Source organism: Intrasporangium chromatireducens Q5-1, assembly GCF_000576575.1.
Lineage (GTDB): Bacteria > Actinomycetota > Actinomycetes > Actinomycetales > Dermatophilaceae > Intrasporangium_A > Intrasporangium_A chromatireducens.
In genome coordinates this window covers 1-9,623 of record NZ_AWQS01000145.1, presented here as the reverse complement: position 1 = coordinate 9,623, position 9,623 = coordinate 1, and the positions used below count along the sequence as shown (strand labels likewise).

The window sequence follows — 9,623 nt, the reverse complement described above, 5'->3', positions numbered from 1 at the left end:
CGTCTACATCACCGTCACCTTCGACGTGGCGGACGGCCGGGCACCGCTCTTCGGGCAGTCGGGTCGGCAGATCTTCTTCATCATCACGAGCGTCTATGGCTGGTGGCGCTGGCGGCAGGTCCAGCGACTCGACGGCCGGGACTCGTCGAAGCCGGCGATCACGCCACGCTGGGCCACGGCCCGGGAGCGGCTCGGCATGCTCCTCGTCTGGGTCGCGGGCGTCCTGGTCGTCCAATGGGCCTTCGCAATGATCGGCGCCGGGTGGCCCGCCCCGCGCTGGTACTACTGGTGCGACGCGTGGATCTTCATCGGCTCGATGATCGCGACCTACGCGATGGCCCGGGGCTGGAACGAGTTCTGGCTGGCCTGGATCGGCGTCGACCTCGTCGGGGTGCCGCTGCTCGTCCACTCCGGCTACATCCCGACCGCCGTGCTGTACGCCGTCTACGCGGTCTTCGTGATCTACGGCTTCGTCGTGTGGCTGCGGGCCTCGCGTTCCGAGCGCCCGACTCCCGAGCCGGAAGCCGCCGCGGTGGCGTGACGCACGATGGTCGAGCAGCGGTGGATGGACAGGGCGCTCGCCCTCGCGGCGCGCGGGCCCTGGCCTGACCCGAACCCACGGGTGGGCTGCGTCCTCGTCGACCCGACGGGGAACGTGGTCGCCGAGGGCTTCCACCGGGGTGCCGGCACGCCACACGCCGAGGCAGACGCGCTCGCCCGGGCGGGCGGTCGCGCAAAGGGCTGCACCGCCTACGTCACGCTCGAGCCGTGCGCCCACACGGGCCGGACCGCGCCCTGTGCCGACGCGCTTGTCGCGGCGGGCGTCGCAGCGGTCGTCTACGGCCAGGCCGACCCGAACCCGGCAGCGTCCGGTGGCGCCGCCGTGCTGCGCCGGTCCGGCGTGACCGTCACCGGCGGGTGCTCCGTCGAGGCGGCGACGGCGCTCAACGAGAGGTGGGCCAGCACGATACGGCTCGGGCGGCCCCTGGTGACATGGAAGTTCGCCGCGACGCTCGACGGACGCAGTGCGGCGGCGGACGGTTCCAGCCAGTGGGTCACCGGTGACGACGCTCGCGCCGACGTGCACCGGCTCCGGGCCACCCGCGACGCCGTCCTCGTCGGCACCGGCACCGTCACCGTGGACGACCCGCGACTGACGGTCCGGGACGCTGCGGGCCGCCCCCTCGACCGCCAGCCCCTGCGGGTCGTCATGGGGATGCGGCCGGTGCCCGAGGATGCCCGAGTGCGTCAGGGCCGCGGCCGGGTCGAGGTGCTGCACACCCGCGACCCCCACGAGGCCCTCGCGGCGCTGTGGGACATCGGGATCCGTGACGTCTGGCTCGAGGGCGGCCCGACCCTCGCGAGCGCCTTCCTGCGTGCGGGCGTCGTCGACGAGGTCTACGCCTACCTCGCCCCGGCGCTCCTCGGTGCCGGCGCTCCAGCCGTGGGCGACCTCGGCATCACGACCATGGCCGGGATCCTCCGGCTCTCCACCAGGGACGTCCGGGTCATCGGGACGGACGTCCGCATCCACGCCGCAGTCGCACCACAGGCGGCCGCAGCAGTCACGAAGGAGTAGCACGATGTTCACGGGAATCATCGAGGAGCTCGGGACCGTCCGGGCCCTGGAGGTGGCCGGCGACTCCGCGGTGCTCCGCATCGAGGGTCCCCTCGTCGTCTCCGACGCCGTCCACGGCGCGTCGATCGCGGTCAACGGCGTGTGCCTCACCGTCACCGAGCACGACACCACGGGCTTCTCCGTCGACGTCATGGCCGAGACGCTGCGACGCACGGCCGTGGGCTCCCTTGCCGTGGGGGACCGGGTCAACCTCGAGCGGGCGCTGGCGGCGGACGGCCGGTTCGGCGGACACGTCGTGCAGGGACACGTCGACGGGACCGCGCTCATCACGGCTCGTACCCCGGGGGAGCGTTGGGAGACGGTCGAGTTCACGCTCGGTCCCGGGCTTGACCGCTACGTCGTCGAGAAGGGCTCCATCACGGTCGACGGCGTCAGCCTGACCGTCACGTCAGTCTCGGACAACGGCTTCTCCGTCTCCCTCATCCCCACGACCCTGGAGCTGACGACCTTGGGTCGCAAGGGGATCGGCGACCCGGTCAACATCGAGGTCGACGTCCTCGCGAAGTACGTCGAGCGGCTGCTGTCCACAGGTGGCGAGGTCCGCGCGGACGGTCCGGTCCCGGCCGAGGTGCGGTCATGACCGGCCGGCTGTCGAGCATCGAGGACGCCCTCGCGGCCCTGGCGGAGGGCCGTCCGGTCCTCGTCCTCGACTCGGAGGACCGGGAGAACGAGGGGGACGTCGTGCTCGCCGCCGCCGTCGCGACAGAGCAGTGGACTGCCTGGACGATCCGGCACACGTCGGGCTACCTCTGCGCCCCGATGACGGCGGAGATCGCGGACCGGCTCCAGCTGCCGCTCATGGTCGCCGACAACCGGGACCCGCTGCGAACCGCCTACACGGTGTCCGTCGACGCCGCCACCGGTGTCACGACCGGGATCAGTGCGGCGGACCGGACCGCGACGGTGCGGGTACTGGCCGACCCGGTCAGCGGCCCAACGGACCTCATCCGGCCCGGTCACGTGCTGCCCCTGCGGGCGAGGCCCGGGGGCGTGCTCGCGCGTCCCGGGCACACGGAGGCCGCCACCGACCTCGCGCGCTTGGCCGGGCTGCCACCCGTCGGTGTCATCGGGGAGCTCGTCCACGACGACGGCCGGATGATGCGCTACGACGCGGTCCTCGAGCTCGGGCGTGCCGCCGGGCTGCCGGTCATCACGATCGAGGAGCTCATCGAGTGGCGGCAGCGCCATGACCGGGTCCAGCGGCTCGCGACGACGCGTCTCCCGACCCGGCACGGCACCTTCACCGCCCACGGCTACCGCGACACCTTCACGGGGGAAGAGCACGTCGCCCTCGTCAGCCCCCGTGGTCTCGGGCGAGGTCCGGTGCTGACCCGGCTCCACTCGGAGTGCCTCACCGGTGACGCCTTCGGGTCCCTGCGGTGCGACTGCGGGCCGCAGCTGCAGGCCTCCCTCGCGCGGGTCGGCCGTGAGGGCGGCGTCGTCGTCTACGTCGGCGGCCACGAGGGCCGGGGTGTCGGCCTCGTCGACAAGCTGCGCGCCTATGCCGAGCAGGACCGCGGCGCCGACACCGTCGACGCGCAGACCGCCCTCGGCCTGCCCGTCGACGCCCGCGAGTACGCCGCGTCGGCCGCCGTCCTCCACGACCTCGGCGTGGAGCAGGTGGTGCTGCTGACCAACAACCCGCGCAAGGTGGCGGCCCTGCGCGTGCACGGCGTGGAGGTCGTGGCGGTCGAGCGAATCCAGACCGGCGTCGGCCGGGACAACGAGCACTACCTGCTGACGAAGCGCGACCGGATGGGGCACGACCTCGTCCTCGACCACACGCACGAGGAGACGGCATGAAGGACGGCGCACCCCGGATCACCCCGGATGGCAAGGGGCTGCGCGTCGCGGTGGTCGCGGCCTCCTGGCACGAGACCGTGATGGACGGGCTGCTCGACGGCGCCCGGCGCGGGGTCGCCGACGCAGGCGTCACCGATGTCGAGGTCGTCCGCGTGCCCGGCACCTTCGAGCTGCCCGTCGCCTGCGCCGCGCTCGCCGACCGCTACGACGCGCTCGTCGCCCTCGGCGTCGTGATCCGGGGCGGCACCCCGCACTTCGAGTACGTCTGCCAGGCGGCCACCCTCGGGATCACCGACGTGGCGACGCGCACCGGGACGCCGATCGGCTTCGGGGTGCTCACCTGCGACGACGAGGCGCAGGCGCTCGATCGGGCCGGGCTGCCCGGGTCGGCCGAGGACAAGGGCCACGAGGCGGCGACCGCGGCCGTCGCAACCGTGGCGGCGCTCCGATCGGTGCTGAGCGGGGCACCCACCCCGCCGACGGCATCGGTCACCACGTGAGCGGGCGAAGGTGAGCGGCATACCCCTCGTTAGGCTGTGACCCCGTGAAGAGCTTTGAGCAGCTGTACGCGGAGCTGGCCGACAAGGCCGCGAGCCGGCCGGAGGGATCCGGGACGGTGCGCGCCCTCGACGCGGGCGTCCACGCGATCGGCAAGAAGATCGTCGAGGAGGCCGCAGAGGTGTGGATGGCCGCGGAGTACCAGTCCCATGACGAGACGGCCGAGGAGATCAGCCAGCTGCTGTACCACGTCCAGGTCCTCATGATCGCCAAGGGGATCACCCTGGGCGACGTCTACACCCACCTCTGAGGTCGACCGATGCTGAAGATTGCCGTCCCCAACAAGGGATCCCTGTCCGAGTCGACGATCGAGATGCTGCGGGAGGCGGGCTACCGGACGCGGCGTGAGCCGAAGGAGCTCATCGTCACCGACCCCGACAACGAGGTCGAGTTCTTCTACCTGCGACCGCGCGACATCGCCGTCTACGTCGGGTCGGGCACCGTCGATGCTGGGATCACCGGGCGCGACCTGCTGCTCGACGCCGGGGTCGAGGCCATCGAGCTGATGACCCTCGGCTTCGGCCGCTCGACCTTCCGGTATGCCGCCAAGCCGGGTCTCGTGGCGTCCGTGGCCGACATCGAGGGCAAGCGGGTCGCCACGTCCTACCCGGGTCTCGTCCGCAAGGACCTCGCCGACCGGGGGATCAGCGCCGACGTCGTGCGGCTCGACGGGGCGGTCGAGACCGCCATCACCCTCGGCGTCGCCGACGTGATCGCCGACGTCGTCGAGACCGGCACGACGCTGCGCAACCAGGGCCTCGAGGTCTTCGGGGACCCGATCCTGCACTCCGAGGCCGTCCTCATCAAGGGCAACCGGCCCGGCCCCGAGCAGGCCGTCGACGTGCTCGAGCGACGCCTGATGGGGGTCCGGACGGCGCGCACCTACGTCATGCTCGACTACGACTGCCCGCGCCACCTCGTGGACCGGGCGACCGAGCTGACGCCGGGACTGGAGTCGCCCACCGTGTCACCCCTGCAGGACGAGGAGTGGGTGGCGGTGCGTGCCATGGTGCCCCGCTACGGCCGCAACCGGGTCATGGACCAGCTCTACGACCTCGGCGCCCGGGCGATCCTCGTCACCGACATCGCGGCCTGCCGGCTCTGAGCGGCGCTGAGGATGACCGAGCCGATGCCTGAGCCGACGCCCGAGCCCGAGCCGACGCCCGCCGTGCCGGGCGCGGCCGACGCGTTCGCGCCGTTCCGCCCGCGCCGCGGTCGCTTCGTCGCGCTCGCGATCGTCTGGGGAGCGCTGATCATCTTCGGGGTCATCGCGGTGCTGTTGCCCACGGTCTCCGGTCACGCGATCTGGGGCGTCGTCGACCGGCTGATGTTCTTCTCCTTCGGTGTCGTCATCGCCCTGCTCGCCTGGCGGTTCGCCTCGCTCTCGGCGGTGCCGAGCCGCGAGGGCCTGGTGGTGCGCAACCTCGTCATCACCCGACGTCTCGAATGGGCCCAGATCGTCTCGGTCCAGTTCGGCGGGGGTGCGCCGTGGGTCAGTCTCGACCTCGACGACCTCGACACGGTGGCTGTCATGGCGATCCAGAAGGCCGACGGAGCCTTCGGCGAGCAGGAGGCGTCCCGGCTCGCGGCCCTGATCCAGGCGCTCGGTGAGCCCGCCGACCCGGAGATCGGCGGCGCCCCGTGACGGAGGCACGGGCCAGCGGTCCGCCGACTCCCGAGCAGATGCGCCACGTCCTGGGCCACTTTGCGACGGGGGTCACCGTCGTGACCGGTCTCGCCGGCGACGGTGACCCGGTCGGCTTCGCCTGCCAGTCCTTCACCTCCGTCTCGCTCGACCCGCCGCTCGTCCTCTTCTGCGCGGACCACGCCGGGCGGTCCTGGCCACGGATGAGGGACACCGGCACCTTCTGCGTCAACATCCTGCGCCACGCCCAGCAGGAGCTCGTCGACCGCTTCGGCTCCCGCACCGGGTCGCGGTTCGAGGGGCTCGACTGGCACCTGTCGGCGCATGGGGCACCCGCGCTGCCCGACGTCCTGGCCCGGGTGCACTGCGCCGTCGAGAATGTCCACGTCAGCGGGGACCACGACGTCGTCGTCGGCCGGGTCGTCGACCTCGAGCTCGTCCAGCCGGGGCGCCCGCTCCTGTTCTATCGGGGGCGGTTCGCCGTGACCGAGCGGCTGCGCTCGTCGGCGCAGCCCGAGGTGACGGGCGGCTGGGACGACTTCTGGGGTTAGCCGGTCACGAGACCTTGGCCAGACCCGGGCGTAGCCGCAGCGCGACCAGGCACTGGACGATGCCGATGAGGCCGAGGATCAGCCACGTCAGGGTCAGGGTGCCGAGGCGGTCCCGCAGCGCACCCATCGCGAGCGGACCGAGCGACGCCAGGCTGTAGCAGACGAGGAAGCCCATCCCGCTGAGGCGAGCACTGGCACCGGGCGTGCGCGCATAGCGGACGAGCAGCACCAGGCCGAGCGAGAACGCCGACCCCTGGCCGAGCCCGATGACGAAGGCCCACACCCAGGGCGCGGCGAGGGGCGCGAGGTAGACGCCGAAGCAGCCGATGATGCCGAGTGCGGCCGAGATCAGCAGCAGGACCCGCATGTCCCTGAACCGGTCGCTGAGCGCCGGCCCCAGCAGGCCCGAGATGATCTGCGCCGTGGTGAAGGCGGCGAGCAGATAGCCAGCACCGGCCTTGGACCAGCCGTGCTCGACATAGGTGGGGGCGAACCAGGCGATGCTCGAGTAGAAGCACCAGGACTGGAGCGCGAGGTAGACGGCGACGGTCCACGCGGTGAGGCTGCGCCACGGCAGGCCGCCGGGCCCGGCCTCCCCGCGGATGTGGTGGGGGTTGGCCCGGAGGGTGAAGGGCGCCCACACGACGACGCCGAGCGCCGCGAGGATGGCCCACGAGCCGAGGGAGCCCTGCCAGGACCCGAGGCGGTCGGCGAGCGGCACGGCGACGGCGGACGCGAGCGTGGCGCCGCCGAGCATCCCGGCCATGTAGAGCCCCGTGACGAGCCCGACCCGCTCCGGAGGGAAGAAGGTCTTGACGAGCTGGGGGAGCAGGGTGCCGGCGATCGCGATCCCGACGCCGGCGACGAAGGTGCCGAGGTAGAGGAGCGCCACGTTGTCGCCGAAGCCGCGTGCGATGGTGCCGAGCAGGATCGCGACGGCCGAGCAGAGCACGATGAGGACGGCGCCCAGCCGGTGCGCGAGGCGGCTCGCGAGGGGAGCGAAGAGACCCATGCAGAGGACCGGCAGAGCAGTCAGCACCCCGGCCATCGCGTGGCTCAGCCCGAGGGCCGCCGAGATCGTGTCGATGAGTGGCGGGATGCTCGTCATCGTCACCCGAAGGTTGACGGCGACGGCGAGCAGGGCGACGACCATGGTCCAGAACGAGGGCAACGGACGCAGCGGCCGGGCGGGCGTCGGCGGCTCGGGCTGGGTGGTCATTCCTCAGACCGTAGTCGTGTCGATGACCAGGTCAGCACGCTGCCTCGTCCCGTCCCGGTCGAACAGCTCGCGCTCCTGTGCAGCCCACCGCTCCCAGTACGGCGCGTAGCTGTCGCCGTCCCGGGCCAGGCCGCGAGCCCGGCGCAGCGCCGGGTCAGCGTCGAGGAAGACCCGCACAGCGGCATACCGCCCCGCGGGGAGGACGCTGGAACCGCACCCGTCGACGACGAGGAAGGGGGCGGGGAGCACGACGTGCTCCTCGGCCCACTCGTCGCGCTCCCAGTCCCATCGGCGGTATGTCGCTGAGCGGGCTGCCGACAGCGGCTGGAGCACGCGCGTGGCGAGGATGTCGACGGACTCACCGAGGCCGTCCCAGCCCGGGTAGATGAGATCGAGGTGGACCACCTGGGCGTCGAGCGACGTGGCGACGGCCTCCGCCAGGGTCGTCTTGCCGGAGCCGCTGTGCCCGTCTATGGCGACGACGACTGTTGCGCCGCAACGCGGTTCGGCGGCGCGGGCCAGCTCCACGACGGCTGCGACATGGACCGGGTCGGCCGGTTCCGTGATCTGGTCCCACATGCTGGCGACCCTACCCAGCGCATACCCTGACGCCATGACCGTGGCCACGAGGGTGATCCCCTGTCTCGACGTCGATGCCGGACGCGTCGTCAAGGGCGTCAACTTCGAAAACCTTCGCGACGCCGGCGACCCCGTCGAGCTGGCGAAGCTCTATGGCGAGCAGGGCGCCGACGAGCTCACGTTCCTCGACGTGACGGCGAGCAGCGGTGACCGGGAGACCACGTATGACGTCGTGCGACGCACCGCCGAGCAGGTCTTCATCCCCCTCACGGTCGGTGGCGGGGTGCGGTCGGTGACCGACGTCGACCGGTTGCTGCGCGCCGGCGCGGACAAGGTCGGAGTCAACACCGCGGCCATCGCCCGCCCGGAGCTCATCTCGGAGATCTCCGACCGGTTCGGCGCCCAGGTGCTCGTCCTGTCCGCCGATGTGCGTCGTCGCCGGGGCGACGACGGACAGCCGACCGGTGACTTCGTCATGACGACCCACGGCGGTCGGACGCCGGTCGACCTCGACGCCGTCGAGTGGTGTGTCCGGGCGGCCCAGCTCGGGGCAGGGGAGATCCTGCTCAACTCGATGGATGCCGACGGGACGAAGGACGGGTTCGACCTGGAGCTGATCCGTCAGGTGCGGGCGGCCGTCTCGGTCCCGGTCATCGCCTCGGGCGGTGCCGGTCGGGTCGAGCACTTCGCGCCGGCGGTGGCGGCAGGCGCCGACGCGGTCCTGGCGGCAAGCGTCTTCCACTTCGGGGACCTCACGGTCGGGCAGGTGAAGACGGCCCTGCGCGAGGCCGGCGTGGTCGTCCGCTGAGCCGACACCTGTCGGTCCGGGCGGTGCAAGGTCTGCTGTGCGGTGTGTCTGCGCGCAGGGCTGACGAAGTGGGGCGCGGCTGGGTGCTGCGGCGCGGTCAGACCCCCCGGCGGGTGGCCTGGAGCGCCGCGATGTCGTCGGCGTCACCCGTGAGGTCGACTCGGGCCACCTCGGTGCGACCGAAGGCGTAGAGGACGAGCTCCTGCACGGGCCCACGCACGACGACGGTGCCCCGCGCGTCGGGGAGGCGGGCCGCGTGGCGACCGAGCCCGTCGGCGACGAGGACGATGCCGGTGGGTGAACGCCGGAACGCGATGCGGGCAAAGGGCCGGAGAGCGCTCCAAAGGTGCTCCTCGAGCGCCCGGTTGAGCTGACGGGGAGCCCAGTCCGGCTGGGCCCGGCGGACGTCCTCGTGATGGACGTAGAACTCCAGGAGGTTGGCTCGCTCGTCGACGGCCTGCCAGGACATCGGGTTCCAGCTGGGCGCGCCTGCTCGAACGCGCGACACGAGGTGCTCGTAGTCGCTGTCGGCGATGCGCTGCATCTCGCGCTTGGCCCGGTCTCGGACGAGGGGGAGGTGCTCAGCGACGAAGAGGTCGGGGCGCGAGTCGCGGATGACGACGTGGGCGGCCAGGTCGCGGGTCTGCCAGCCGGCGCAGAGCGTGGGGGCGTCCGGTCCGAGCCGGTCGAGGTCGTCGGCGAGCAGGAGCCGTTCGGAGCGGGCGTCGCGAGTCATGGGCCTCATCTTCCCAAACGGTTGGCTCGACGTCGGTGCACCCCGGCATTCCCGTGCTGCCGCGCTGCTCGGTCAGCTGGCTTGG

13 protein-coding genes are annotated in these 9,623 nt (G+C 72.2%); 10 read left to right on the top strand and 3 right to left on the bottom strand.

All coding sequences use genetic code 11. The annotated features are described in order from the left end of the window. The 9 genes from N864_RS15145 to N864_RS15105 form a co-directional block, all read left to right on the top strand. Positions 1–541, top strand: a 541-nt coding sequence (locus N864_RS15145; protein WP_034718550.1) for a nicotinamide mononucleotide transporter family protein, incomplete at its 5' end; no start/stop codon positions are given. 24 nt (positions 542–565) lie between these two features. Beyond that, entirely contained in the window at positions 566–1,579 is a 1,014-nt protein-coding gene (gene ribD / locus N864_RS15140) for a bifunctional diaminohydroxyphosphoribosylaminopyrimidine deaminase/5-amino-6-(5-phosphoribosylamino)uracil reductase RibD (protein WP_205620967.1), read from the top strand. Positions 1,580–1,583: 4 nt separating this feature from the next. After that, on the top strand, positions 1,584–2,219 hold the full coding sequence (locus N864_RS15135) for a riboflavin synthase (RefSeq protein ID WP_034718546.1): 636 nt from the start codon (positions 1,584–1,586) through the stop codon (positions 2,217–2,219). Continuing rightward, positions 2,216–3,442 carry a bifunctional 3,4-dihydroxy-2-butanone-4-phosphate synthase/GTP cyclohydrolase II gene (locus N864_RS15130; RefSeq protein WP_034718544.1) on the top strand — a complete coding sequence of 409 codons (1,227 nt, stop codon included), beginning with the start codon at positions 2,216–2,218 and terminating at the stop codon, positions 3,440–3,442. The genes N864_RS15135 and N864_RS15130 overlap by 4 nt, the downstream gene beginning before the upstream one ends. Continuing rightward, complete coding sequence (gene ribH / locus N864_RS15125) at positions 3,439–3,942, top strand: 6,7-dimethyl-8-ribityllumazine synthase (protein ID WP_034718541.1); 504 nt, start codon at positions 3,439–3,441, stop codon at positions 3,940–3,942. Before N864_RS15130 ends, ribH begins: the two co-directional genes overlap by 4 nt. A gap of 44 nt (positions 3,943–3,986) precedes the next feature. Beyond that, complete coding sequence (locus tag N864_RS15120; protein ID WP_034718539.1) at positions 3,987–4,250, top strand: phosphoribosyl-ATP diphosphatase; 264 nt, start codon at positions 3,987–3,989, stop codon at positions 4,248–4,250. Between the two features lie 9 nt (positions 4,251–4,259). Next, positions 4,260–5,105: an ATP phosphoribosyltransferase gene (hisG, locus tag N864_RS15115; protein WP_034718536.1), complete on the top strand. Its 846-nt coding sequence runs from the start codon at positions 4,260–4,262 to the stop codon at positions 5,103–5,105. A gap of 24 nt (positions 5,106–5,129) precedes the next feature. Beyond that, the gene (locus N864_RS15110; RefSeq protein ID WP_051518641.1) at positions 5,130–5,645 is read left to right on the top strand and encodes a PH domain-containing protein; all 516 of its coding nucleotides are present in this window, start codon (positions 5,130–5,132) and stop codon (positions 5,643–5,645) included. Further along, a complete protein-coding gene (locus tag N864_RS15105) occupies positions 5,642–6,196 on the top strand; it encodes a flavin reductase family protein (protein ID WP_034718533.1) in 555 nt (184 codons plus the stop codon). Before N864_RS15110 ends, N864_RS15105 begins: the two co-directional genes overlap by 4 nt. A gap of 4 nt (positions 6,197–6,200) precedes the next feature. Here the strand turns inward: N864_RS15105 and N864_RS15100 are convergent, their stop codons facing one another. Together N864_RS15100 and N864_RS15095 are read right to left on the bottom strand one after the other, a co-directional pair. Further along, positions 6,201–7,415 carry an MFS transporter gene (locus N864_RS15100; RefSeq protein ID WP_034718530.1) on the bottom strand — a complete coding sequence of 405 codons (1,215 nt, stop codon included), beginning with the start codon at positions 7,413–7,415 and terminating at the stop codon, positions 6,201–6,203. 3 nt (positions 7,416–7,418) lie between these two features. Next, positions 7,419–7,994 (bottom strand): nucleoside/nucleotide kinase family protein, encoded by a 576-nt coding sequence (locus N864_RS15095; RefSeq protein WP_034718527.1) that lies wholly within the window; start codon positions 7,992–7,994, stop codon positions 7,419–7,421. 34 nt (positions 7,995–8,028) lie between these two features. On the opposite strand from N864_RS15095, the gene hisF reads away from it, so the two are divergent. Then, on the top strand, positions 8,029–8,802 hold the full coding sequence (gene hisF / locus N864_RS15090) for an imidazole glycerol phosphate synthase subunit HisF (protein ID WP_034718552.1): 774 nt from the start codon (positions 8,029–8,031) through the stop codon (positions 8,800–8,802). A gap of 97 nt (positions 8,803–8,899) precedes the next feature. On the opposite strand, the gene N864_RS15085 is transcribed toward hisF, so the two are convergent. Next, the gene (locus N864_RS15085; protein ID WP_034718525.1) at positions 8,900–9,538 is read right to left on the bottom strand and encodes a TIGR03085 family metal-binding protein; all 639 of its coding nucleotides are present in this window, start codon (positions 9,536–9,538) and stop codon (positions 8,900–8,902) included. Positions 9,539–9,623 lie beyond the last annotated feature (85 nt).